This is a genomic window from Pseudomonas sp. D3, from assembly GCF_029320995.1.
GTDB classification, from domain to species: domain Bacteria; phylum Pseudomonadota; class Gammaproteobacteria; order Pseudomonadales; family Pseudomonadaceae; genus Aquipseudomonas; species Aquipseudomonas paraveronii.
This window is the reverse complement of the sequence record NZ_CP119772.1, coordinates 839,690-863,313: the sequence shown is the minus strand read 5'-3', so window position 1 is coordinate 863,313 and position 23,624 is coordinate 839,690. Positions and strand designations below refer to the sequence as shown.

The following is a 23,624-nucleotide window of genomic DNA, read 5'->3' as shown; positions in this document are numbered from 1 at the left end:
TGATCAATCGACGCGGCGCCCCATCGCCTGGTCGCAGAGCCGGCGCAGGATGTTTTTACTTTCCTCGGCCAACACGGCAATGTCTGCGTAGTATCGCGCGTCACTCATCACCTGGCCGGGGGCGATTTCGCTGGCGGGCTTGCCCAGGGTGCGGGCGGTGGTTTCGATGATTTTTCGTTGTGCGGCCTTTTGCGTATCCGACAGGTTGCCATCGGTGGCCCACGCCGTCTGCGCTTCCAGCAGATCATCCAGCGCCCGGCTCTTATTGAGCAGCACCTCAAACGCCTCGGCGTTTGTGGCTTCAAGGTAGTTGCGCCAGAAGTCCTGCTCGATCAGTTGTTCCCGCAGCAGATCGCCCTCCTCCAGGCGCGTGACACGCTCATAGGCGTCATCGAGCATCTTGGGGGTCACGTCCGGTTCACTGAAGCGCATGCTCCTGGATTGCCAGGGCAGGTCCAGCCTTTGGGCAAGCCCGGTGACATACGCCAGGTGGATCTCCACCTCATCCAGCGTGCGTAACCGGTTGCCTTGGTCATCGTACTGGGCAACCAAATTCCCCTCGGCATCGTAACGAGGAAAAGGCCGCCCCTGTGCCCTGAGTTCTTCCACGCGGGCGCGGGCGATCCTGCCCACCTCCTCCAAGCGCGACTTGCCCTTGGCCAGGTCCAGCAGTTCAAGCCGGACCCATTCCGGGCGACCCGACGCATGGGCTTCCCACTGCAGTACCTCGACCCCCATCGCGTTGAACAGTTGGGCGCCGGCGTCAACACAGGTAGTCGGCGCCGTGGCCATTTGGAAGAGTTTTGCGCGTAGCCGGGGTTCGGCGTCGGCAGCCTCGAGCATGCGCCAGACTTTCGCCGTCAGTTCGATCTTGTACGGCGCTAAAAGCGCATCGGACGACTCCGACAGCTTTCTGATCTCATCGAAAAATGGTTCCGAACCGTGCGCGCCTTCCACGGCATCCCAGACCGGCTGTTTGGCCTGCCATTCGTCCGCCGTCAAACCGGCCATCCAGTGCGCACTGTCTTGCGTCCCGGCGGGTGGTAGGCGCCGCTGCGGGTCAATACCGACGGATTCGATATAGCCTCTGAGCGTGCTGCGCACCTCTGGCGTCAAGAGCAACTGGTCAACACGCGCGCGGGCGAGCACACCGGCTTGATCAGAGCCCAGGGCCACGGCGGGTATGCGGTCAATGGGGTTGGCGCTTAAATCCAGCACGAACGAGCGCGGCCGTGGCACCTCAAGGAGGCCTACAGGCCAGTCGGTCAGCCCGGTGCCGCCCAGCCAGAGCAATCGCAGCTCATGCATTTGGCTGATATCAGGCGCGAGCCCCAACGGGTTGCCATCCAGCCACAGTTCGCGTAAATGCCGCATCAGCCTCAACCGCCCGACCGCCTCTGCATCCAGAACGATATGGTTTTCCGCCATTTCCAGCACCCCAAGACGTGACATCTGCGTGATCTGCGGCGGCAGTCGAGTCAGCTCGCACGCGGCAATATCCAGGGCTTGCAGGGCGGTAAAGTGCGACAGGAACGGCACGTTTACATCGCTGAAATCGGAGTTCGACAGATCCAGCCCGCTCACATGGTCAAAGTTGGCACTCAATGCCGGCAGGCTTTGCAGTTGCCGGTGAAACGGTTTGTTCGCCAGTTCGATCTTCTGCCCCAGGTAGCGCCCGGCGGCGTCGTAATGCCGGGCGCCGATCCGGCGCCAGGCATCCTTGAGCGCGCGCACGATCTCGCTGCGCATCAGCAACTGTTCGCGATAGGCCGGGCTGCCGAACTCACCCACGCCTTCAATCGGTACGCTCATCCAATGTTGCAGCGCGGCATCCAGCACCTTGTACTCGCGCTCCAGCGCCTTGAGCCACAGGTCGCTGTAGGGATCATTGGCCGCCCGCAGCGCAATCACCTCCTCGTCGGTGAAGTCCGGGTACAAGCTGCTCAGGCGCGCCTCAAGGAGGCGATCCCAGTCCCCCAGGCCTACGCCCCGGCCACTCAAGGGATAGCCACGGCGATTGCCGGGCAAGACGCTGGGCGCGACGAAGAACGGCCGGCTCTCGGGCAGCATTTGCAACAGACTGCGTAATTGCGGCCGGGGCAAGGCATGTCGCTGGATCAGCGCCTTCAATTGTTGCCCCTGCCCGACGTGAGGCAAGCCCAGGGAAACGCGATGCGCATCAGGCAAAGCATGCTGGATCGAGCCATAGAGACTGTTGATGATGTACAGCGAATTGGCCGCTTCATCGAACGCCTGATACCGACCTGGAGACACCCACACCAGCACCTTGCGGCTGCTCGCGTCGACGGGGCCGACACTGGCGCGCAATGCGCCCTCGTAGTCACGTTCGCGCACCTCCAGCCGCAAGTCGTCTTGCCAGCCGGGCAGCGCTTCGAGGGTGTTGAGCACCAGCGTCTCGGTGTCCGGGCCGACCAGGGCCTCCAGGTACAGCCCTTGATAGGCGCGCACCAGGCGCACCTGGCGCTGCATGCCACGGGCCTTCTGAGCCAGCGCCAGCGGCACCTTGCCGGTGTGTTTGAGGCTCACCAGCTCAGCCGTAGGCGCACCGTCAAGCAACTCGCGGCCCATGGCATTCGGCAAACCTTTGAAATCACGCTGCAACACCTGCAATGCCGAGTCGGCGACAGGCGCCTGACGGTGATACAAACTGTTGAACAACCGCGCGCGTTGCCCGACCGAAAAATCCGCCAGGGCCGATTGAAGCAGCGTTATGCGCGCGGCGTTATCGACGGGAATGTACTGATAGAACTGGCGCAGGATCTGCGCCACCTGGTCTCGACTGAACGCCTGGATGATGCGTTCGGGTAATTTGCCGGTCATCAGGTCCGTCATGCTGATGTTGATCACCTGCGTCGCGGACTGCCCCGCAGGCGCGTACCGAACACGTTGGGTCGCTGCTCCCGAGCCCTCAGTCACTTCAATGGCCCACGAAGCCGGCCACTCTGGCAGCTCTACCGCCAGCGGCACCGCATACTGGGCCAAGGGGCTGGACAGGTTGCCGCTGCGAATCAGCTCGCTCACCTTCACCGCATCGGCGTAGGCCCGAAACTGGCTGGCCGTGTCGTTAAGCACGGCCGGGACCGCCGCGCTTTCGCTGTGTACGCGGCGCAATACGCCGTCATCCACGTCACTGACCGTGCGAATCTGCTCCAGCTCGATGTCGTTGAAAGCCTCCATGGACGATCCCAGGCGTTGCATCAAGCGTGGCGGCTGCCAGCTCAGCGGCTGCTCCATCTCATGGTGCCAGCCACCGGAACCGTTGTGACGGATCTCCGGCTGGTAGGCATCGGGGCGCCGCGGATGCTGAATGCGATATTTGCCGGGGTACGGGTCTTTTTTCAGCTCCAAGGGCTGGCCTTCGAGCAGCAGAATCTGGTCACGCCCATAGATATGCAAGCCTTCCGCCGAGGGCAGCGAATCCGCCGCGATGTTGATGTTGCGCACATAGGGTTTCAGGTCCGGCTTCCAGAGCCGGACTTTGCCGCCGGGCACTTTAACCAACTTCAGGCTTTCGACAAACGGCGAGACGCTAAAGTGGAAAACCACTGCGCCGGCGCCGAGCATCACCAGGTTTTCCAACACATCGCCCACGTGCAACCAGCCGGCCTCGCGGTCCCCCGAGCTCAGCTCATGAACCCCTTCAAAGACCTCAAACAGCAACTGGGCAGCCGTCACCGCCAACATCGCATAGCCCAATGGCGGCACCGCCATCGAGACCGTATTCAACACCAACATGCCCAGGCCCAGGTAATGCGACCAGCGGCGGGCGCGGTTGGCGGCATCGGCATGCGCGGTCGTTATGGCTTCGGCGAGCCCATCGTCCAGCAAGCGCTCGAGCTGGCTTTCGTAGAGTTCGTCCCACAGGTCGATGATGCTCCAGAGCCCCTTGATCGGGTCGCTGTTGATATCCAGATTCGGGCCTTTGATGGGGATTCGAACGGTATGGGCGGGGTCACCCAGCACCTGGGTGAACGGCGTCGGCGCGAGCAATTTTGACCAGAACTGCCCACGCTCCGAGCGCATCCACCGCGCCGCCCATGACTGCTGCGGCGCGTCGTCGACCAACTCCGTCAACCGGCGAAAGTAATAGGGGCGGTCCTTTTTGGCCACAAAACGGCTGAAAAACACCTGGTATTGCGTGGGTTCGATGCCCTTGGATCGGTCGTCATCTTGGCTGCCGTGGGTCAGGCGGTCCGTCATGTCCTGGCGGAATTGGGCAAACGACTCGTAGCGCTTGATCGGCTGGACCGGATCGTCGGGAAACCAGGCGATAAACCAGGTGCCATAACGCCGGATCACGCTCGGCTCGATGAGCAAACAGCCTTGAAGCCGCAGGTGCATCAGGCAGGGCGTGCTGTACCAGATCTGTTTGTCGCCGATCTTGATGTTTTGCTCACCGCTGGCCACTTTCAACAGCAACGCAAAATCATCCGCGCCGATATCCCCCTTGAGCAACGCGAGGTGCGCCGCGACCTTGAGGGCGTCTTTTTTCCAGCGGGTAAAGCGCAGGCGCAACAACGCCTCGTCGACCACATTGGCGGAGCGCAGGTGGCTATTGAGGTAGGCCTGGTACTGACCGCCCAGGTCCAGCTCACGGCAGAGCGTGACGAACGTATCGAGGGGAAGCGCGGTGGTGACACGCTCAAAACGACCGGTGTCATCGTTGGGCCGGGTGATGAAACCTGAAGCACTGTTGAAAAAGCCGGGCGCCGCTTCCGGTGCTTCAAAGTTGTTCAGCGCCGCTTGCAGCAGGGAAAACGTCTTGGTCTTGAACCCGCCCGTTTGCCGGCCAAAGGCGTCTTCTGCCGGCACATACAGCAGCAGATACGTTTGCTGCACATCCAGCGTGTAACCGGCGTCTTTTAATGCGGCTTCCAACAACGGCTGGGCGAACGCCGTGACCGTCTGGACCTTTGCCATCTGCGCTTCCCATTGGTTCAATGAGTTCCAACTGGCGTCGACAAAGGTCTTGAGCGTGTCTTTTTGCTGCTGGGTGGTCCAGATGTACCAGCCAGGCAACTCAGGGCTGAGCTGGCGCAGTGCGGCGCGGTTGTGCGCGGAGGCGTTGACGAGTGCCTGCGGTATCAGGCTGGCGAGCGTTGCGTAGTGCTGCCCTTGGTCTCCCGCAGGAAGCGGGGCTTGGGTATGGGCCATGAAAAACTACCTCATTGTGAAAATGAGCAGCTTATTCATGGCCCCCACGGGCCTGGGCCTAACTATGCAAGACAGTTGCCCGGGTGGATCAGTTGTTCCAGCCTTTGCGCGGATCGAAGGCGGCGCTGTCGGCCAGTGCCTTCCACAACCCGAGCACTTCCTCGCTGGCCTCTTTGGGCATCACCACTTTCAGTTGGATGAACAGATAACCGCGCTGCCCGCCCTTGTTCATCAGGCCATGGCCCTTGGCGCGCATGCGCTGGCCGTTCTGGCTGCCGGCCGGGACCTTGAGGTTGATCTTGCCGGTCAGGGTCGGCACGGCGACTTCGGTGCCCAACGCCAGTTCCCACGGTGCCACCGGCACGGTGATCACCAGGTTTTCGCCTTCGACCTCGAATGTTGGGTGCGGCGCAAACTTGACGATCAGGTACAGATCACCGTTGGCCCCACCGCCAATGCCCGGTGCGCCCTGGCCTTTGAGGCGGATGCGCTCCCCGTCGGTGACCCCGGAGGGGATCTTCACGTTCAGGCTCTTGACGGTGTTGCTGACATGCCGGCCCGAAGCGTCGTATTGCGGTACCTGGAAGCTGATCTGCTTGGACTCGGTGGACAGCGTCTCTTCAAGAAACACCGACAGTTGCATCTCCACATCCTGGCCTTTGCGCCCGGTACTGCGGCGCTGACCGCCGCTGAAGCCGTCGCCACGGGCGCCGAAGATCGAGCTGAAAAAGTCCGAAAAATCCCCCTGATCCTCGCCGCCACTGTAGCCGCCACGGCTCTGCCAGCCCGGTGGCCCCTGGAACGGCTGGCCATGCTGGCCGTATTTGCGCAACTCATCGTACTCGGCGCGCTTGTCGGCGCTTTTCAGCGCTTCATAGGCTTCAGACGCGTCCTTGAACTTGGCTTCGGCGTCTTTTTCCTTGCTCACGTCCGGGTGATATTTGCGCGCCAGCTTGCGATAGGCGGTCTTGATCGCCTTGTCGTCCGCCGTCGGCTCCACGCCAAGGATCTTGTAATAGTCTTTAAAGTCCATCTGGGGGGTCACCCTCCGTCATCGATATCGCACAGCCAGCGGCACAGCATGCGCCGGTTTGCAGCGTTTGGATTGACTGAACTCAATCCCAAGCCGATGGCTGCGTCAGAAGTTTATCGGCACCGCACGAATAACCTTGCAGCCACCGACCGTATGCTGGACAAGTTGGGGGCAAACGCTGGTCTTTCAAGGCGCGCGGCCGGCTATTTAACAGATCGTCGGCCTACGCATCTGCGCGCGGGTGGCATACACTGCGCGGCCGTTTTTCAACCGGAACCCGATAGACATGAAAAACCCATCCCCAGCCCGTGCCTGCGGCATCGACTTTGGCACGTCCAACTCCACCGTCGGCTGGATTCGTCCCGGCATGGAAACGCTTATCGCGCTGGAGGACGACAAAATCACCTTGCCGTCGGTGGTGTTCTTCAACTTCGAGGAGCGCCGCCCGGTCTACGGTCGCCTGGCGCTGCACGAATACCTGGAGAACTACGAAGGCCGGCTGATGCGCTCGCTCAAGAGCCTGCTGGGTTCCAAGCTGATCAAGCATGACACCAGCGTGCTGGGCACCGCGATGCCGTTCACCGACTTGCTGGCGCTGTTTATCGGCCAACTCAAGAGCCGCGCCGAAACTGCTGCCGGCCGCGAGTTCGAAGAAGTGGTGCTGGGTCGCCCGGTATTTTTCGTCGATGACGACCCGATGGCCGACCAGGAAGCCGAAAACACCTTGGTCGACGTGGCACGCAAGATCGGCTTCAAGGACATCTCGTTCCAGTACGAACCGATTGCCGCGGCCTTCGACTACGAGTCCACCATCGAAAAAGAAGAGCTGGTGCTGATTGTCGACATCGGCGGTGGTACCTCGGACTTCTCGCTGGTGCGCCTGTCGCCGGACCGTCGTCACAACGACAACCGCCACGACGACATCCTCGCCACCGGGGGCGTCCACATCGGCGGTACCGACTTCGACAAACAGCTCTCGCTGGCCGGCATGATGCCGCTGTTCGGCTACGGCAGTCGCATGAAAAGCGGCGCCTACATGCCCACCAGCCACCACATGAACCTCGCCACGTGGCACACCATCAACTCGGTGTACTCGCAAAAATCCCAGCTGGCGTTGGGCAGCATGCGCTACGACATCGAAGACACCGGCGGCATCGACCGCCTGTTCAAGCTGATCGAACAGCGTGCCGGGCACTGGTTGGCGATGGAAGTCGAAGAAACCAAGATCCAGCTGACCCACGAAAACAGCCGCCATGTGCTGCTCGACCGGGTGGAGCCAGGGTTGAGCGTGGACCTGAGCCGTGCGCTGTTCGAGTCGGCCATCGATGCGCTGCTCGAGCGCGTGCGTAACAGCGTCACCCAATTGCTCACCGACGCGTCGGTGGACGTGGCGCAGGTGGACACGGTGTTCTTTACCGGCGGTTCCAGCGGCATTCCGGCGCTGCGCCACAGCATCTCGGCGATGCTGCCGAATGCGCGGCATGTGGAAGGGAATATCTTTGGCAGTATCGGTAGCGGGTTGGCGATTGAGGCGAGCAAGCGCTACGGCTGCTGATCCATCACCCACTCACTGCCACTGAACATCCAAATGTGGGAGGGGGCTTGCCCCCGATGGCGGTGTGTCAGCAACAGATGCATCGCCTGATACTCCGCCATCGGGGGCAAGCCCCCTCCCACATTTAGGCCTGCTTACGCCTCAAGCGCTGGCTGCGTTCAGCCTGGCGCCCCCTCAGACCATCCCACCGAGCTTCAACTCACTCTTCAAATACGCGTAGTAAATCGGCCCAGCCACCACGCCTGGTAGGCCGAACGCGGCCTCGAACACCAGCATCGCCAACAACAACTCCCAGGATTTGGCACTGATCTGCCCGCCGACGATCCGCGCGTTGAGGAAGTACTCGACCTTGTGGATCACGATCAAATACCCCAGCGCCGCCACCGCCACCCAGATCGACAGCGACAGCGCGACGATGGTGATCAGGGTGTTGGACATCAGGTTGCCGATCACCGGCAGCAGGCCGAGCAGGAAGGTCAGCACGATCAGGGTTTTGGTCAGCGGCAGGTGAATCCCGCACAGCGGCAGCACCACGGCGAGGAACACGGCGGTAAACACGGTGTTGAGGGCCGCGATCTTGATCTGTGCAAAGACGATGTTACGAAACGCCTGGACCAACAGGTGCAGACGATCGAACAGCGCGGCGGCCAAGGGTTTGCGTTTGGTCAGGTCAGGCACGCGCTGCAGCGCCATGATCGCGCCGAGCACCATGCCGATCAGCAGGGTGACGAACATGTGGGCGGCATCTTTGCCCACCAGTTGCAGGTCGCTCAGGTGTTTGCTGATCCAGTCGCCAATGGCCACCCGGAATTCGGCGGCGCTGGCGGGCAGGTAGGCATCGAGAAACGGTGGCAGTTGGCCGCGCGCGCGGTCGACCACGCCCATGAATTTGTCGAGGGAGGCCCCGGGATTTTCCGCTTCGTGGAGCAGGAAGCTGATCGCGCCGGCAAAAATCAGGGCCAACACGCTGACGATCAAGGTGCCGAGCAAGGCGACGGCGAGCCAGCGCGCACGCCGACCTTCGATCAGCCGTTGCAGTTGAGGGGTAAGCATGTTGACCAGTTCAAACACCAACAGACCGGCCAGCAGGCTGGGCAGTAACTTCAGCGGCAGAACCAGCAGTAACCCGCCGAAAATGATGATGTAACTGGCCAGCAACAACACGTGACGCTGAGAAAACGTTGGCATACAGCCTCAAAACGAACGGCGTTAAAGGATGGGCAGTCTGCCAGCCTTGGCGGAATCAAGCGAGGGGATCGGTGGTGAATGCGATCAAGTGTGGGAGCTGGCGTGCTATCGCAGGCAAGCCAGCCTCACACATTTGCTCTTCAGCGGCCGCGAAATCGCCATCAGCCTTTGAGGCAGGTGCTCATGAACGTCTTGCGTGCATCGCCAATCAGCGCCTTGGTTTTCGCCGACGCATTGCAATCCTTCATCTTCTGCTGCTGCGGGGTCAATGTCTTCGCATCATTGGCCGCCGGCGCCGACAGGCAGGTTTTCATGAAGGTCTTGCGCTCCTCGCCCTTGAGCGTCTTGGTGGTGGCCTCGGCATTGCAGGTGGTCATTTTAGTTTGCTGGGCGGTCGCGGCAAAACCTTGGGAACACAGCATCAGGCCCATCATCAACAACGGAATTCGCAGCATCTTCATGGAGTTTTCTCCCTGTTACCGTGCCGGACGGCACGGCCTACCGACGAGTGTAGCCAAACCTTGTAACATCTTCACCGGCCACGGATGTTTGCCCGTCGGTACTGCTCCGGGGTACAGCCGGCGTGGCGCTGGAACATCGCGATAAACGCCGAGGCGGTGCTGTAGCCGAGGTCGAAGGCCACCTGTTGCACGCTGCGCTCGCTGTCGAGGGCTTCGATGGCTGCCAGGTAGCGCAGGCGCTGGCGCCATTCGCCGAAGCTCATGCCCAGCTCGCGCACAAATTGGCGGGCCAGGGTGCGTTCGCTCACATGCACCTGCTCGGCCCATTGCGCCAAGGGGCGGCTATCCCCCGGTTCGGCCTGCATGCCTTCGAGCACGCCGAGCAGCCCGGATTGGCGCGCGTAGGGCAGGAAACCATCGTGGACCGGTGCCTGCTTGAGCTGGTCCACCAACACCTGGGCCAGGCGGATATCGGCTTCGGTGTGGGGGATGTTGACGTCACGCTGGGCGAAGTCACTGAGAATCGCCTTGAGGATATCGCTGATCGCCAGGGTACAAGGCTGCTTGGGCAGTTGCGCGCACAACGCCGGGGCGAGGCCCACCGAGCGGTAGACAATTGCCTGGGCATTGTAGGAACTGTGCTCGGTGTCCGGCGGTATCCACACCGCGTACTGCGGCGGCGACATAAAGCGGCTGCCGGCCACTTCCATGCGCATCACCCCGCTGGCCGAATAATCCAACGAACCCCAGAAGTGCCGGTGCGGGGTGCATTCGGTGTTCGGGGCAAAATCGGAGTAACGGAAGTACACCGGGCTCGGCAGGCTGGGGAAATCCGCAAGGCGGACGGTGTGTCGGGGCATGTTGTCTGGATTCAGAGGTCGTTTGTCTGGATCGCAGTATAGGCTTCGATCCAGACAGGGGGATAATCGCGCCTCATCAACACATTGGGCTGCTTTCAATGCAATACGCGTATCCCCTGCTGGCCATTTTCATCTGGGCCGGCAACACCGTGGTCAACAAACTGGCCGTGGGTTCGATCTTCCCCGCTGAAATCGGCTTCTACCGCTGGTTGCTGGCGGCGCTGCTGTTTACCCCGTTCATGCTCAAGCCGGTGATTGCGCAGTGGCCGATCATCCGCCCGAACCTGGGCAAGATATTTATCCTCGGCGTGCTGGGCATGGCGGTGTATCAAAGCCTGGCCTATTACGCCGCGTCGCTGACCAGCGCCACCAACATGGGCATCATCCTGTCGCTGATGCCATTGATGGCGTTGACGGCGGCGATCATCAGCCTCGGCCAACGCCTGACGTTTGGCGCACTGAGCGGCGCGCTGCTGTCGTTCGCCGGCGTGGTGGTGGTGGTGTCGTCCGGCAGCCTGGGCGCGTTGCTGCAACACGGGGTCAACCTGGGCGACGCGATGATGCTGGTCGCCACCCTGGCCTACGCGGTCTACAGCACCCTGCTGAAAAAATGGCAGCTGCGCCTGCCGCCGTTGGTGTTGCTGTATTTGCAGGTGCTGGTGGCGGTGGTGGTGCTGTTTCCGCTGTTTCTGTTTTCGGCAAAAGCCGGGCTGGGCTGGGCGAATATCCCGTTGGTGCTGTACGCCTGCCTGCTGGCCTCGATGCTCGCGCCGTTGGCCTGGATGCACTCGGTCAAAACCCTGGGGCCGAGCCGCACCACGTTGTTTTTCAACCTGCTGCCGCTGATTACCGCGCTGATTGCGGCGCTGGTGTTGAAGGAAGAACTGGCGCTGTATCACCTGGTGGGCGGGCTGTTGACGTTGGGCGGGGTGATTTTGTCGGAGCGCTGGACCACGCCGGTCGGGCGTAAGCTGGGCGTTGCCTGAGCTATCGCTATCGGGGGCAAGCCCCCTCCCACATTGGACCGCGTTCGCTCTGGCGCCTCGGTCAACTGTGGGAGGGGGCTTGCCCCCGATGAACGATAACGCGGTGCACCTGCTACACCCCGGCCGCCTTGAGCCGCCGCGCATGCTCGACGAACAAGCGGATCGGCTCCGCCCCCTTGCCCACCAACCCCAGCGACTGGTTGACGATATCGAAATGGTCGAGGGCGTAGTCATCGCCGATCACCGTGCCCAGGTGTGAGCTGTAGCGCCCGACCATGCCATCGCACTGGCCCTTCTCGCGCACGAAGCTGCGGGCGAACAGGCGGCAACTGCGATTCGTGCCATCGAACAGGTTGCGCCCGCGATCGGTCTTACCCGGTTGCAAGGTGCCGGACCACGAGTAATAGCGCACGCCATTCACCGCTTCGGCGCCCTGCCCGCCCCACGTCTGCGGCAATCCCTGGGGATATTCACGATTAAACAACGCCACCCCCGCGCGGGTCAGCGACTGGTGCGAGGCGTGCAGGTCCGCCTTGAAGCGCGGGCCACGGTAGCCGGTTTCGAGCAGGCTCATGACGGCGGCGACCAGGTGAAACAGCGCGCTGACGATCCGGCCTTTGACGCTGTCCATCGGGTAATGGGCATGGAAATAATCCGCCAGCTCCGAACCGTGATTGGGCCCGGCCACCGACGTCACCGACGCGATCCAGTCCGGGCGCTTGGCGGCGGCATAACGCGCGGTGAGCGCGCCCTGGCTATGGCCGATCAGGTTGACCTTGTCGGCGCCGGTTTCGCGGCGAATCCGCTCGACCTGCACAAGCAACTGCTCACCGCGCACCTCGCTGGAATCGAGCGGCGCCACCTGCACCGCAACCACCTGCGCCCCTCCCGCCCGCAGCGCCGGGACGACGCCATACCAGTAGGGAAACAATCCCAGGCGCACAAACCCCAGCATGCCCGGCACCAGCACCAAGGGGTAACGCGTGGCTAACGACTGCGACATGAAGCGAACGTCCTTGATCAAGAAAGGATGCGAGCAGGCTAACCCAATCCGGCGACGCGCTGATGACACCTGTCGGTAAATCCAATAAAACTTTTTGCGTTGCGCACGACTCACACCTTGGAGCGATCACGCCGGCAGAGCGTGGCGTAAAACCGGATTAGCACCAGGAGATTGAGATGACCGAAGCACACTTGACTGACGTTGCGACCCTGCGCCAGCGCGCCCGCCAGAACGTCGAAAACGGCGCCGTGACCGAAGGCTACGGCGCCGACCGCGAAGAGATCATTCGCCTGCTCAACGCCTCGCTGGCCACTGAACTGGTCTGCGTGCTGCGCTACAAGCGCCACTACTTCATGGCCAGCGGCGTGAAAGCGCAGATCGCCGCTGAAGAATTCCTCGAACATGCGACCCAGGAAGGCGAACACGCCGACAAACTCGCCGAACGTATCGTGCAGTTGGGTGGCGAGCCGGAATTCAACCCGGACCTGCTGTCGAAGAACGCCCACGCGCAATACGTGGCCGGCAACAATTTGAAGGAAATGGTCTACGAAGACCTCGTCGCCGAGCGGATTGCGGTCGACAGCTACCGCGAAATCATCCAGTACATCGGCGATAAAGACCCGACCACTCGCCGTCTGCTTGAAGAAATCCTGGCTCAGGAAGAAGAGCATGCGGATGACATGGCGGATATTCTCGAAAGTCTGTAAATGACTGCGCATCTAAAAAGGGGGAAGCGGGTTAGCCCGCTTCCCCTTTTGACCGTCAGTTCGTCAGAAACCATGATAGGGCCATCCCCGCCATGGACGAGAGTGTGAGCAGGTAGGGAAGAACACTGTCACTGTGGCGAGGGAGCTTGCTCCCTCGCCACGGGTTAGCGGTTGCCCGCTCTATCGCTTAACTGACCGGCATTAGCGCCGAATCAACCTTTCACAGTCTTCGGCGCCTTGCCTTCCTTCATCTGCTGCAACAACGGCGCGCACTGATTGGGCACATCACCGCTCGGCGCGACCAGTGCCAGCAACCCGGCGGCCGGGCCGGCGATGATCCCCAACGCGACCATGCCGGCGCCGCGCAGTGCCAGGGGGATGGCTTTCACGCCGGCATTCGGTTTGATGAACGGACCGTTCACATACAGCGGTGAGCGCAGGGAGAACAGGCGGAAGCCTTTCGACTCCGGGGTGATGGTCAGGTCAAGCTGCTCCGAGGCCATGTTCGCCGTGCCATCGATGTAGATGATCGCGTTCTCGGTATCGAACACAAACAAGCGTGTGGTCGCGAGCCCGGTCTTGATGCCGAAGTCCGCCGCTGCGCAGTTGATCTTCACTTCCTTGTCGCCAAACAAACGCCCGACGACGTAGTTGCCCACGTTGAGCCCGACGATTTCCATCAGCCCCCGGCTGATGGCGCCGTCGTTGATCAGCATCTTCAGGTCGCCGTTGGCCGAGCCCAGCAACGCCGCCACCGAGTTGCCGCGCCCGGCAATATCCGCATCGCCATTGAGTTCGCCAAAGCTGGTTTTCATCGGTTCGAAGGTCGGGAACAACTGCTTGAGCTTGAAGTTGCGCGCGGTCAATTTGGCGCGGCCTTCCATTGGCGTGACGCGCCCGTTCAGGCGAATCTGCGCATCGAGCTTGCCGCCAGCCACGCCGAACCGCAGGGGTTGCAGGCTCAGTTCGCCGTCGGTGAGCACCAGGTGCGTGTAGAGGTCGGTGAAGGGCAAGTCGGTGCTGTGGACGATGCGTTTGCCGGTGAATTCGACGTCGGCATCCATGTCACGCCAACGCTCGGTGCGGAAGGCTTCCACCGGCAGTACTTTGGTCGCCGGCTGTTTACTCATCCCGCCCCGGGCCTTTTGCTTGGCGTTGGAATCAGCACCGATCAAGGGGGCAAGGTCGGCCATCAACAGTTGATTGGACACCAGCGTGCCGCTGAGTTTGGGGCGTGGCTGGCTGGCGACGTAGGCCAGGTTGCCGTGGATATCGCTGGCGCCGATCTTGCCGTTGAAGTTTTCGTAGCGGAACGTCGCGCCGCTGGCTTGGTGCAGTTGGGCGATCAGGTGCCCGTCGGTGGAATAGGCCGGCGAGTCCGGCAGGGTGACACCGGTCAGCGGGTACAGGTTGCCCAGGCTTGCGCCTGCGAGTTTCAAGCGCAGGTCCAGGGCGCCGAGATTGAGCGGGTCGGTCAGGGTGCCGGCCAGGGCGATGCGGGTGTCGGCGATGTTCACCTGGGCTTGCAGCGGGAACGGCTTGGCCGCGTCCTGCAAAGCGAGCAGGCCGCCGATCTTGCCGCTGCCGTCGAGTTTCTGGCCGTGGTACTGGCCTTTGACCTTGAGACCGAACGCGTAGTCCTGGGGGGCCGCGCCTTTTTCCAGGGCCTTTTTGGCATCCGTCTCGCCGACGATTTCACCGAAGGGGATGGGTTTGCCCAACGGGTCGACGATCACGTCCAGCTGGGTTTTGAGGGTCTGGTCGTCGAGCGTCACGTGGCCCTTGTCGAAGCCGATGGCGCCGATCTCCACCACCCAGTTGGAGGGCTCAGCGTTGGGGTCCTTGGGATCAAATGTGAATACCCAGTTGGCACGCCCATCGGCCAGGCGCTGCAACTCGGCGCTCGGCTCGGTGAGGTCGATGCGCGGGATCACCACGCGCTGCACCAGCAAGGCCAACGGTGAGATACGCAGTTCCACTCGCTTGAGCGTGACCATTTGCGGGGTTTTCGACCACTCGGGGTTGCCCAGGCTCAGGTCTTCGGCGATCACATGGGGCCATGGCACCCAGGCACGCCAGCCACCCTGGTCCAGTTCACGGCGCCACACCACCGCCAGGTTGCCATTGACGGCAAACGGGCGATGCAGTTCTTCGGAGACCTTGGCATTGAGCGGCGGTTTGATGCGGTTCCAGTCGAAGAACAACAAAAACACCACCACCACGACGATTGACAGAACGATGCTGGCGCAACACCAAGCGACGATTTTACGAGTGCGCGTCATTGCACAGAACTCCTGAATACGACTGGCCGAGTCACAGCCCTTAAGACAACTTATACAGCTAGGACTGGCAAACCACCCCGGGGTTTAACCCGATCGGCGTTTTGCCAGAAAAAACCCATTTTTCTGACCGCCTCGACAGTTTTTTCCTACGCCAGCGCACCATTGGTACCCAGGTGCGTGTCGAAAATACCCAGTACGGTGCAAAACCGCGGGCTTGAGAGGCACGACTTAGAGCCTCCTACGAGAACAATCAATTCCGTTGATTATTACCATTGTGTTTATGAACTTTTATATCGACTTATCGAGAGTAGCATTAGCCCCGTACCCACTTAATCGCCCTCCCAAGGAGCAACCGATCATGAAACGCCAAGTACTCGCTACCGTGCTGCTGTCTGTCCTCGCTTCCAGTGCTTTTGCCCTGCCGGCCGCTGAACAAGCGATCCCACAAGTCAAAGCCGATGCCGTTCAGTTCAGCCAAACCCTCGCCCGTAGCGGGTCGCAAGAAGAAGAGAACCGTGACTACGCCAAAGGTGCCGTTGCTGAAAATGGTTCGGAACAAGCCAACAAACGCGCTTACACCGAAGGTGTAACCGAAAACGGCCGCAACCGCCTGGAAGAGAAAGGTCTGGTTGAAGGTGGTGCTGAACAAGCCAACGAACGCGCCTACACCCAAGGTGTTGCTGAAGGTGGTGCTGACCGTCTGCAAGAACTGCATCAAGCTCAGAGCTAAGCCCGTGGTGGCCCGGAAAAAAGCCCGATCCCTGGATCGGGCTTTTGACTTTTTGCAGAACGTGTCACGTATCCACGCAGCAATCCCCCGCCAAGTTCGACGTCAATGAAGCGGTTTTGCTAGAGTGCGTCGCTGTACTTGCCGACAAAGCCCGCCTGCCATGCTGCCCCGTGCCGAACAGAAGCAACAGACCCGCCTCGCCCTGATGGACGCAGCCCGCCATCTGATGGAGTGTGGCCGTGGGTTCGGCAGCCTGAGCCTGCGCGAAGTGGCCAAGACGGCCGGGATCGTGCCCACCGGGTTCTATCGTCACTTTGCCGACATGGACCAACTGGGCCTGGTGCTGGTCAGCGAAGTCGGCCAGACCTTCCGCGCTACGATCCGCCTGGTGCGCCACAACGAATTCGTGATGGGCGGCATTATCGATGCGTCCGTGCGGATCTTCCTGGATGTGGTCTCAGCCAATCGTTCGCAATTCCTGTTCCTGGCCCGCGAACAGTACGGTGGCTGCCTCGCCGTGCGCCAAGCCATCGGCGCCTTGCGCGAAGACATCACCCGTGACCTGGCCGCCGACCTGACCTTGATGCCCAAGCTCCAGCACCTGGATGCCGACGGCCTGCACGTGATGGCCGACCTGATCGTCAAAAGTGTGTTCGCCACCCTGCCTGACATCATCGACCCGCCCGCCCACGCGCTGCCCGCCCATCTCACGCCCCAGGCGAAAATCACCCAGCAGTTGCGCTTCATCTTCATTGGCCTCAAGCACTGGCAGGGCCTCGGCAGCACCGAGTAAGCCGTCAACCCGCTTTATGGAAACGCTTGGCGCCGGTGTAGTTCTTGTTCCAGTAGTTGTTGCCGAGCGAATCGATGCGCACGTTCTTGCCGGCCCGCGGCGAATGAATGAATTTACCTTCGCCGATATACAGCCCCACATGGCTGACCTGGCCGCGCCCGTTGCCTTTGAAAAACACCGCGTCCCCCGGCTTGAGCTCGTTGCGCTTGACGGTCGCGGCCGTTGAACGGTGCATCGCCGCCGTGGTACGCGGGATATGAATGTTGGCTTCGGTCTTGAACAGATAGACCAGGAAACTGCTGCAATCAAACCCCTGCTCGGCCGAGCTGCCGCCCCATTTGTAAGGCGTGCCCAGCAAGGCATGGGCGCGGTCGATCACATTCGCCACCGAAGACGATGGAACACCTTGCAGCGAAGAGCCGAAGGTCGATTGGGATTTCAGGTTGGCCGAGGCCGATGAGATGACACAAGAGAGAGAGAAAAGGATTAAAAAGAAAAGTGACTTGAACATGACGAACATCGCTGTGGTGTAAAGACGGCGCAAATCCTAAAGAAATAGTGCGTAGCTTTTTGAACGCCGAATCCGGTTACCGCGTAGGAGAAATCCGAAAAAGTACAAGTGCGAAATAGATGAAGGAAACTTCATACTGCACGTACACGATATCCACACAAATGCACCCATCCAGTGCCACACTTCCAGTGCGCGCACCAAATTGAAGCACGCAGAAAAATAGCTGACGCCCTATTCGGTGGCACGGCCTGTTTACCTACAGGGAATTCCTACCCCCGCACGTGATTGGCAAGCCCCTTGCTCTAGCTCTCTTATCGCTCATAGCTGGAAGCCTTCTGATGCTGGTGATCCACCGCCGAATCGCCCCGCAAGCCCTCTGGGCCGCCGAGTTGCTGCTGAACTTCGAAGCCCGCAGCAAAAGCCGCCTGCGCTGTTTCAGTGCCGACGGCGAAGACGTCGGCCTGTTCCTGGAGCGTGGCCAGCCGCCGCTGCACGATGGCGAGTTCCTACAGGCTGAAGACGGACGTGTCGTGCGTGTCTGCGCGCGCCCTGAACAATTGCTGCACGTCACCTGCCGCAACGCATTTGAACTGACCCGCGCCGCGTATCACCTGGGCAATCGCCATGTGGCCTTGCAAGTGGGCGACGGCTGGCTGCGCCTGCTGGATGATTACGTGCTCAAGGCCATGCTTGAACAACTGGGCGCGCAGACCGAAAGCCTCGAAGCGCCGTTCCAACCGGAACACGGGGCCTACGGCGGCGGGCACCATCATTCGCGCCATGGCGATGAAGATTTCAACTACCCGCCGAAGCTGCATCAATTCGGCGTGCGTTTATGAACCCAGCCTGGGCGCTGCTGCGTCTGGCCAGTCCGCAATTGCCGATTGGCGGCTACAGCTATTCCCAGGGCCTGGAAATGGCCGTGGAAAATGGCCGCGTCAAGGATGCGCCCGGCGCCCGCCGTTGGATCAGCGACCAGTTGCTGCTCAACCTCGCGCGTTTCGAAGCGCCACTGTTGCTCGCGCATTGCCGCGCCGCCGTGGCCGGCGATTGGTCGCAACTGGCGCAACGGTGCGAAGAACACCGCGCCAGTCGCGAGACCCGCGAGCTGTATCAGGAGAGCCGGCAGATGGGGTACTCCCTGCAGCAACTGCTCAACGGCTTGCCGGAACTGGACGACGCGGCGCGTGATTTTCTCGCACAACACGCCGAGCCGCATCTGGCGCTGGGCTGGGCCTTGGCCGCACGCGCCTGGGGCATCAGCCCGGACGACGCCCTCGCCGCCTGGCTGTGGAGCTGGCTGGAAAACCAATTGGCCGTGCTGATGAAAACCCTGCCGCTCGGCCAGCAAGCCGCGCAGCGCCTGACCAGTGAACTGCTGCCCCTGCTGCAGCACGCCCAACAGGACGCCGGCCGCATCGAGCCCAACCATTTGGGCAGCGCCGCGTTCGGCCTGTCCCTGGCGTGCATGGCCCACGAGCGCCAGTACAGCCGCCTGTTCCGTTCATAAGCGCGTTTACTTTGGCGCCTTTTATTTTGGAGAAGCACATGAACACACAACCTTTGCGTGTCGGCATCGGCGGCCCGGTGGGCTCCGGCAAGACGGCCCTGACCCTGGCCCTGTGCCTGGCCTTGCGCGATCGCTACAACCTGGCGGTGGTCACCAACGACATCTATACCCGCGAAGACGCCGACTTCCTGGTGCGCAATCAGGCCCTGGCGCCCGAACGCATCATCGGCGTGGAAACCGGCGGCTGCCCGCACACGGCGATCCGTGAAGACGCCTCGATCAACCTGGAAGCGGTGGACCAACTCAACCGGCGCTTTCCCGGCCTGGACCTGATCCTGGTCGAGTCGGGCGGCGATAACCTGTCGGCGACGTTCAGCCCGGAGCTGTCGGACCTGACCATCTATGTGATCGATGTGTCGGCCGGCGACAAGCTGCCGCGCAAAGGCGGTCCGGGTATCTGCAAATCCGACCTGCTGGTGATCAACAAGATCGACCTAGCGCCCCTGGTCGGTGCCTCGCTGGAGCTGATGAACAGCGACACCCAACGCATGCGCAACGGTAAACCCTTTGTGTTCAGCAACCAGAAAACCGGCGTCGGCCTGGATGAGATCGTCGCCTTCATCGAACGCCAGGGCCTGCTGACCGCGGCCTGATCAACCCATAAGGAAGCTGTCCATGAGCCTGAAAAAACTCTTCACCGCCGCCGCCCTGCTGCTCGCCCCAGCCCTGGCCTTCGCTCACCCGGGTCACGGTGACAACGGCCTGGTGGCGGGTATCAGCCATCCATTGGGCGGTCTCGACCATTTGCTGGCCATGGTGGCGGTCGGTTTGTGGGCCGCCCAGCAAAAAGGCGCGGCGCGTTGGGCGCTGCCCTGCACCTTCGTCGGCACTATGCTGCTGGGCGGCCTATTGGGCTTTGAAGGCCTGGCGTTGCCGGCGCTGGAAAGCGGGATTGCCGCTTCGGTGCTGGCCCTGGGCCTGGCCGTTGCGCTGGCGGTGCGGCCGCCATTGTTCATGGCGCTGGGGGCCACGGCGTTGTTCGCGCTGTTCCACGGCGTGGCCCATGGTTTGGAGCTGCCGGACATGTCCAGCCCTTGGGCGTATGCCGCCGGATTTGTCGGCGCAACCGCTGTGTTGCACGCTGCCGGTTATGCGCTGGTGCGCTGGCTGCCGACTGCGGCGGCGCCGTTGGTGCGGGTTGCCGGGGCGGCCTCGGCGGCGACTGGGGTTTGGTTGCTGGCTGGCTGATTTGCGGCGCGATTAAGCGCCTCATCGGGGGCAAGTCGAATCGTCGCACCGCCCCTCCCACATTCGCTTGGGTTCACAGCTCAAACCTGTGGGAGGGGGCTTGCCCCCGATAGCGGTGGCGCAGACACCACCGCTCCCAAGCCTGCTACCATGCGCGCCTACACCCCTGCCGTGACGACGCCAGCCGATGCCCATCGCTCCAAGCTCCGCCCCTCAGCCTTCCTTGAATGCCGTGCTCACGCACTTCCATGACCTGATCGTGCCGCTCTGGCAGGGCCCGGGCTGGAACGCCGAGCTGGCGCTGCCCTATGAGGCGCTGGACGCCGACCACCGGCCGTTGCCGCCGCAACGCTACCGTGCCATGGCCTGCGCCCGGCAGTTGTACCTGTTCGCCAGCCTGATCGGCGAACCCGGCGCAGCCTTTGCCGAAGACCGCGCCGCCGCGTTGTTCCGCTCGCTGCAACGGCATTTCCACGACGCCGAGCACGGCGGCTGGTTCTACAGCATCGACCCCGCCGGCCAGCCGCTGGACAAGCGCAAGGATCTCTACACCCACGCCTTCATCATCTTCGCCTGCGCCCATTACTGGGCCAAAGTGCGCGAACCGCTGGTGGAGTCGGTGTTAAATGCGGCGCTGGAAGTGGTCGCCCAACGCTTCGCCAGCGGCGATGGCCTGTACGAGGCGGTGCTGGAGCGTAACTGGTCGTCGCTCAAGTCCGGCCCATTGCAAAACCCGTTGATGCACCTGGCTGAAGGCTTCCTCGCCACCCTGGCGGTGCGTGCAGACGCCGAGGTGCAAAGCGCATTACTGGCCTTGGCGACGGCCATGCAGCAGCGTTTCATCGAGCCCCAGCATGGCGTGATGATGGAAAAACCGCTGGGTGCTGTGGATAACTGGTTTGAGCCGGGGCACCAGTTCGAATGGTTCTTCTTGCTCGAGTCTTCAGACGTGCTGCGCGGCACACCGCTGCATGCTTCGCTGACGCGGGCCTTTGCTTATGCCGAGCACAAGGGTGTGGATAAGCAGACTGGTGCGGTCAGCGGCATGCTCACCCTGGACGGCAGTGTGCGCGACGGCACCCAGCGCATCTGGGCGCAGGCGGAATACCTGCGCGCATTGACCTTGCGCCCGGGCAGCGAAGCCGTGCTGCGGCGCCAGTTGCTTGCGTTGCAGCAACGCTTCCTGCATGCCAAAGGCTGGCATGAGTGCCTGGATGCCCAGGGCAGCGTGAGCCGACGGGATATGCCGTCGACCACGCCGTATCATCTGGCGACTTGTTATCAGGGGTTGGTCAAGGTTCTCGGTTGACCTCAGGGGCCTCATCGGGGGCAAGCCCCCTCCCACACTGGATTGGGTTCACAGATTTTGATGTGTGAACCCATTCAAATGTGGGAGGGGGCTTGCCCCCGATGCAGGCGACTCGGTCTAACCCCTTACTTGGCCCCACGCTCAATCGCAAACCCGGCCCAGGTCTGGCTCACCGGCATCAGCTCCAGGCGGTTGATGTTGACGTGCGCCGGGGTGTTCAGCACCCAGAAGATGGTGTCGGCGATGTCCTGCGGCTGGATCGGCTCGGCGCCAGCGTAGGTGGCGTCGTAGCGCGCCTGGTCGCCGCCGAAGCGCACCAGGGAGAACTCGCTTTCGCACAGGCCCGGCTCGATGTTGGTCACGCGCACGCCGGTGCCTTGCAGGTCGCAGCGCAGGTTCAGCGAGAATTGCTTCACGAACGCTTTGGAACCGCCATACACGTGGCTGCCCGGGTACGGGTAGCTGCCGGCGATGGAGCCCAGGTTGACGATCCCCGCACCGCGACCATGAGCGATCAGGCGTGGCAGCAGCAGGCTGGTGGTGGTCAGCAGGCCCTTGATGTTGGTATCGACCATGGTTTCCCAGTCGTCGAGGCTGCACTTGGGCGCGGGGTCGGTGCCCACGGCCAGGCCGGCGTTGTTGATCAGGCCACGCAGCGTGGCGAACGACGGCGGTAGGTTGGCGATAGCGTCTTCCATGCCCTTGCGGTCACGCACGTCGACCACCAGGCCGTGTACTTCGGTCTGCTTGGAAAGCTCTTCGACCAGCGCGTTCAAACGCTCGGCACGACGACCGGTGAGCACCAGTTTCCAGCCGGCTTCGGCAAACCGACGGGCGCAGGCTTCGCCGAAACCGGACGTGGCGCCGGTGATAAACAGAGTGGATGTCATGTTGCTCTCCTCGAAGGGCCGCTGTAGCCACAGATAAAAACCGTGAGCAGCATGCCCGGCTCGGCGCGCAGCGGCAACCGCGCCGTCTATCGGCTTAAGGCACATTGGATCTGTGCGAAGCTGCCGCCGTTCAAGGTCACCACCGTGGCGCTGGTTTTTTCGATTTCATCCGGCAGGCTCAGGTGCAAATCACGCTCTGCGCTCTGGGGGTTTTCCCATAGGATTTTCTTGTAGTCCACGTAGCCTTTGGCTTCACCGCCACCGGCCACCAGGCGCACCGTGCTGCCACCCGGTCGGAAGTAAAGCGTAGTGCTCGCGCCGGTACAGAGGTAAGCGTTGTCCTTCTGTGGCGTGGGCATCAGGTGGCCAGACAAACCGCCAATCAGGCCGTATAGCAACCCGCTGGCCAGCAGAATCACGACGATACCGGTAAGCACGCGGATCAGCCCCGCATAGGGGCGCTTTTCGTGGCGAGCCTCCGCGAGTACCTCGACAGGCTGTGGCGCAACCGGCTCACGCGGCAGCGGCAGCGGCAGCGGCAGCGACTGCACCTGCGCCAGCATCAGCACCGGCTCAATCACCGGCACCGGCACCACCGTTCGCAACCTGGGCGCAGGCCGGGGCAAGCGTAGACGTTGGCGCTGGATAATCCCTGACTGGACCAGCACAAAGACAGCACACAACAACGGCACTACCTGGTTCAGCGCGGGGGACTGAGTATTGACCCACCCCACCACCACCGGATCGGATACCGCAATGTCACCCGCGATGTACCCCAACAGGGCGCCCCCCACCGGCACCAGCATCCGATAACGCTGCAACAGGCCACTGACCCAGACGCTACCGAACATCAACATCGGCACGCTCAACAGCAGGCCCAGCACCAGATAGAACAGATTGCCTTGCGCCACAGCCGCCAGCCCGACCACGTTATCCAGGCTCATGATCAGGTCGGCGCTCAACACCGTCAGCACCGCACTGCCAAGGGTCATCAGCGAAGGAACCGGCGGCTGGCCGTCTTCTGCTGCTTCTTCTTCGCAGAGTAAACGGATTGCAATCACCACCAACAACAGCGCCCCGGCCAACTTGAACCAAGGCACCAGCAGCAGCCAGCCGGCCAGGGTCGTCAACAGTACGCGCAGGATAATCGCCCCGCTGGTGCCGATCATCACCGCCCGCCGCACTTGCTCTGCCGGCAGGCCTCGACAGGCCAGGGCAATGACCAGCACATTGTCGCCAGACAGGATCAAGTCCAGGACAAACACCTGAAAGACCATACTCAGCCCGTGCAGCGCACCTTCAAATAACATGCAGAAAATTCCTGAACAAAGAGGGCGTGATCCCAGAGAACCGCTGAGCCCGGCGCCCTATGAGGCGCCGGCA

At 61.9% G+C, this 23,624-nt stretch carries 20 protein-coding genes; 10 read left to right on the top strand and 10 right to left on the bottom strand.

Features of this window, described 5'->3' with window-relative positions:
- Nucleotides 1-3 precede the first annotated feature (3 nt).
- On the bottom strand, nucleotides 4-5,175 hold the full coding sequence (locus P3S72_RS03700) for a DUF6543 domain-containing protein (protein ID WP_276196289.1): 5,172 nt from the start codon (nucleotides 5,173-5,175) through the stop codon (nucleotides 4-6).
- Nucleotides 5,176-5,263: 88 nt separating this feature from the next.
- Nucleotides 5,264-6,208 (bottom strand): DnaJ C-terminal domain-containing protein, encoded by a 945-nt coding sequence (locus P3S72_RS03695; protein WP_276196287.1) that lies wholly within the window; start codon nucleotides 6,206-6,208, stop codon nucleotides 5,264-5,266.
- A gap of 286 nt (nucleotides 6,209-6,494) precedes the next feature.
- On the opposite strand from P3S72_RS03695, the gene P3S72_RS03690 reads away from it, so the two are divergent.
- Entirely contained in the window at nucleotides 6,495-7,763 is a 1,269-nt protein-coding gene (locus P3S72_RS03690; RefSeq protein WP_247400746.1) for an Hsp70 family protein, read from the top strand.
- Nucleotides 7,764-7,937: 174 nt separating this feature from the next.
- Here P3S72_RS03690 and P3S72_RS03685 read toward each other — a convergent pair whose 3' ends face one another.
- From P3S72_RS03685 to P3S72_RS03675, 3 genes are all read right to left on the bottom strand, one after another.
- Complete coding sequence (locus P3S72_RS03685) at nucleotides 7,938-8,951, bottom strand: hypothetical protein (protein WP_276196285.1); 1,014 nt, start codon at nucleotides 8,949-8,951, stop codon at nucleotides 7,938-7,940.
- A 161-nt stretch (nucleotides 8,952-9,112) separates the two neighbouring features.
- Complete coding sequence (locus tag P3S72_RS03680; RefSeq protein WP_276196284.1) at nucleotides 9,113-9,412, bottom strand: PsiF family protein; 300 nt, start codon at nucleotides 9,410-9,412, stop codon at nucleotides 9,113-9,115.
- A 71-nt stretch (nucleotides 9,413-9,483) separates the two neighbouring features.
- A complete protein-coding gene (locus P3S72_RS03675) occupies nucleotides 9,484-10,272 on the bottom strand; it encodes a helix-turn-helix transcriptional regulator (RefSeq protein ID WP_276196282.1) in 789 nt (262 codons plus the stop codon).
- A 98-nt stretch (nucleotides 10,273-10,370) separates the two neighbouring features.
- On the opposite strand from P3S72_RS03675, the gene P3S72_RS03670 reads away from it, so the two are divergent.
- Entirely contained in the window at nucleotides 10,371-11,258 is an 888-nt protein-coding gene (locus P3S72_RS03670) for a DMT family transporter (RefSeq protein ID WP_276196280.1), read from the top strand.
- A 112-nt stretch (nucleotides 11,259-11,370) separates the two neighbouring features.
- On the opposite strand, the gene P3S72_RS03665 is transcribed toward P3S72_RS03670, so the two are convergent.
- A complete protein-coding gene (locus tag P3S72_RS03665) occupies nucleotides 11,371-12,261 on the bottom strand; it encodes a triacylglycerol lipase (protein WP_276196278.1) in 891 nt (296 codons plus the stop codon).
- A gap of 176 nt (nucleotides 12,262-12,437) precedes the next feature.
- On the opposite strand from P3S72_RS03665, the gene P3S72_RS03660 reads away from it, so the two are divergent.
- A complete protein-coding gene (locus tag P3S72_RS03660) occupies nucleotides 12,438-12,968 on the top strand; it encodes a ferritin-like domain-containing protein (RefSeq protein ID WP_276196276.1) in 531 nt (176 codons plus the stop codon).
- A 212-nt stretch (nucleotides 12,969-13,180) separates the two neighbouring features.
- Here P3S72_RS03660 and P3S72_RS03655 read toward each other — a convergent pair whose 3' ends face one another.
- A complete protein-coding gene (locus P3S72_RS03655; RefSeq protein ID WP_276196275.1) occupies nucleotides 13,181-15,250 on the bottom strand; it encodes an AsmA family protein in 2,070 nt (689 codons plus the stop codon).
- Between the two features lie 358 nt (nucleotides 15,251-15,608).
- Here P3S72_RS03655 and P3S72_RS03650 point away from each other — a divergent pair, with 358 nt between their 5' ends.
- Nucleotides 15,609-15,980, top strand: coding sequence for a hypothetical protein (locus tag P3S72_RS03650; protein ID WP_276196274.1), 372 nt, complete (start codon nucleotides 15,609-15,611; stop codon nucleotides 15,978-15,980).
- A gap of 160 nt (nucleotides 15,981-16,140) precedes the next feature.
- Nucleotides 16,141-16,773, top strand: a complete 633-nt coding sequence (locus tag P3S72_RS03645; protein WP_253393162.1) for a TetR family transcriptional regulator — start codon at nucleotides 16,141-16,143, stop codon at nucleotides 16,771-16,773.
- A 4-nt stretch (nucleotides 16,774-16,777) separates the two neighbouring features.
- On the opposite strand, the gene P3S72_RS03640 is transcribed toward P3S72_RS03645, so the two are convergent.
- Complete coding sequence (locus tag P3S72_RS03640; RefSeq protein WP_276196273.1) at nucleotides 16,778-17,284, bottom strand: C40 family peptidase; 507 nt, start codon at nucleotides 17,282-17,284, stop codon at nucleotides 16,778-16,780.
- 338 nt (nucleotides 17,285-17,622) lie between these two features.
- On the opposite strand from P3S72_RS03640, the gene ureE reads away from it, so the two are divergent.
- The 5 genes from ureE to P3S72_RS03615 all read left to right on the top strand — a co-directional run bounded on the left by ureE (nucleotide 17,623) and on the right by P3S72_RS03615 (nucleotide 21,351).
- Nucleotides 17,623-18,123 (top strand): urease accessory protein UreE, encoded by a 501-nt coding sequence (gene ureE / locus P3S72_RS03635; protein WP_247400546.1) that lies wholly within the window; start codon nucleotides 17,623-17,625, stop codon nucleotides 18,121-18,123.
- Nucleotides 18,120-18,794, top strand: a complete 675-nt coding sequence (locus P3S72_RS03630) for an urease accessory protein UreF (RefSeq protein WP_276196271.1) — start codon at nucleotides 18,120-18,122, stop codon at nucleotides 18,792-18,794. Before ureE ends, P3S72_RS03630 begins: the two co-directional genes overlap by 4 nt.
- Nucleotides 18,795-18,832: 38 nt before the next feature.
- A complete protein-coding gene (gene ureG / locus P3S72_RS03625) occupies nucleotides 18,833-19,447 on the top strand; it encodes an urease accessory protein UreG (protein ID WP_017849719.1) in 615 nt (204 codons plus the stop codon).
- 22 nt (nucleotides 19,448-19,469) lie between these two features.
- Entirely contained in the window at nucleotides 19,470-20,042 is a 573-nt protein-coding gene (locus P3S72_RS03620) for a HupE/UreJ family protein (protein WP_276196268.1), read from the top strand.
- 187 nt (nucleotides 20,043-20,229) lie between these two features.
- Nucleotides 20,230-21,351: an AGE family epimerase/isomerase gene (locus P3S72_RS03615; protein WP_276196266.1), complete on the top strand. Its 1,122-nt coding sequence runs from the start codon at nucleotides 20,230-20,232 to the stop codon at nucleotides 21,349-21,351.
- A 125-nt stretch (nucleotides 21,352-21,476) separates the two neighbouring features.
- On the opposite strand, the gene P3S72_RS03610 is transcribed toward P3S72_RS03615, so the two are convergent.
- Together P3S72_RS03610 and P3S72_RS03605 are read right to left on the bottom strand one after the other, a co-directional pair.
- Nucleotides 21,477-22,241 carry an SDR family oxidoreductase gene (locus P3S72_RS03610; RefSeq protein WP_276196265.1) on the bottom strand — a complete coding sequence of 255 codons (765 nt, stop codon included), beginning with the start codon at nucleotides 22,239-22,241 and terminating at the stop codon, nucleotides 21,477-21,479.
- A gap of 86 nt (nucleotides 22,242-22,327) precedes the next feature.
- Nucleotides 22,328-23,551 (bottom strand): TerC family protein, encoded by a 1,224-nt coding sequence (locus P3S72_RS03605; protein ID WP_276196263.1) that lies wholly within the window; start codon nucleotides 23,549-23,551, stop codon nucleotides 22,328-22,330.
- Nucleotides 23,552-23,624 lie beyond the last annotated feature (73 nt).

Excerpts from the sequence above, each read along its gene's own strand:
- P3S72_RS03660 (WP_276196276.1), top strand. The coding sequence starts at position 12,438 with ATGACCGAAGCACACTTGACTGACGTTGCGACCCTGCGCCAGCGCGCC.
- P3S72_RS03685 (WP_276196285.1), bottom strand. The coding sequence starts at position 8,951 with ATGCCAACGTTTTCTCAGCGTCACGTGTTGTTGCTGGCCAGTTACATC.
- P3S72_RS03630 (WP_276196271.1), top strand. The coding sequence starts at position 18,120 with ATGAACCCAGCCTGGGCGCTGCTGCGTCTGGCCAGTCCGCAATTGCCG.
- P3S72_RS03650 (WP_276196274.1), top strand. The coding sequence starts at position 15,609 with ATGAAACGCCAAGTACTCGCTACCGTGCTGCTGTCTGTCCTCGCTTCC.
- P3S72_RS03695 (WP_276196287.1), bottom strand. The coding sequence starts at position 6,208 with ATGGACTTTAAAGACTATTACAAGATCCTTGGCGTGGAGCCGACGGCG.
- P3S72_RS03620 (WP_276196268.1), top strand. The coding sequence starts at position 19,470 with ATGAGCCTGAAAAAACTCTTCACCGCCGCCGCCCTGCTGCTCGCCCCA.
- P3S72_RS03675 (WP_276196282.1), bottom strand. The coding sequence starts at position 10,272 with ATGCCCCGACACACCGTCCGCCTTGCGGATTTCCCCAGCCTGCCGAGC.
- ureG (WP_017849719.1), top strand. The coding sequence starts at position 18,833 with ATGAACACACAACCTTTGCGTGTCGGCATCGGCGGCCCGGTGGGCTCC.
- P3S72_RS03610 (WP_276196265.1), bottom strand. The coding sequence starts at position 22,241 with ATGACATCCACTCTGTTTATCACCGGCGCCACGTCCGGTTTCGGCGAA.
- P3S72_RS03640 (WP_276196273.1), bottom strand. The coding sequence starts at position 17,284 with ATGTTCAAGTCACTTTTCTTTTTAATCCTTTTCTCTCTCTCTTGTGTC.
- P3S72_RS03645 (WP_253393162.1), top strand. The coding sequence starts at position 16,141 with ATGCTGCCCCGTGCCGAACAGAAGCAACAGACCCGCCTCGCCCTGATG.
- P3S72_RS03680 (WP_276196284.1), bottom strand. The coding sequence starts at position 9,412 with ATGAAGATGCTGCGAATTCCGTTGTTGATGATGGGCCTGATGCTGTGT.
- P3S72_RS03690 (WP_247400746.1), top strand. The coding sequence starts at position 6,495 with ATGAAAAACCCATCCCCAGCCCGTGCCTGCGGCATCGACTTTGGCACG.
- P3S72_RS03615 (WP_276196266.1), top strand. The coding sequence starts at position 20,230 with ATGCCCATCGCTCCAAGCTCCGCCCCTCAGCCTTCCTTGAATGCCGTG.
- P3S72_RS03665 (WP_276196278.1), bottom strand. The coding sequence starts at position 12,261 with ATGTCGCAGTCGTTAGCCACGCGTTACCCCTTGGTGCTGGTGCCGGGC.
- P3S72_RS03670 (WP_276196280.1), top strand. The coding sequence starts at position 10,371 with ATGCAATACGCGTATCCCCTGCTGGCCATTTTCATCTGGGCCGGCAAC.
- P3S72_RS03700 (WP_276196289.1), bottom strand. The coding sequence starts at position 5,175 with ATGGCCCATACCCAAGCCCCGCTTCCTGCGGGAGACCAAGGGCAGCAC.
- ureE (WP_247400546.1), top strand. The coding sequence starts at position 17,623 with ATGCTGGTGATCCACCGCCGAATCGCCCCGCAAGCCCTCTGGGCCGCC.
- P3S72_RS03655 (WP_276196275.1), bottom strand. The coding sequence starts at position 15,250 with ATGACGCGCACTCGTAAAATCGTCGCTTGGTGTTGCGCCAGCATCGTT.
- P3S72_RS03605 (WP_276196263.1), bottom strand. The coding sequence starts at position 23,551 with ATGTTATTTGAAGGTGCGCTGCACGGGCTGAGTATGGTCTTTCAGGTG.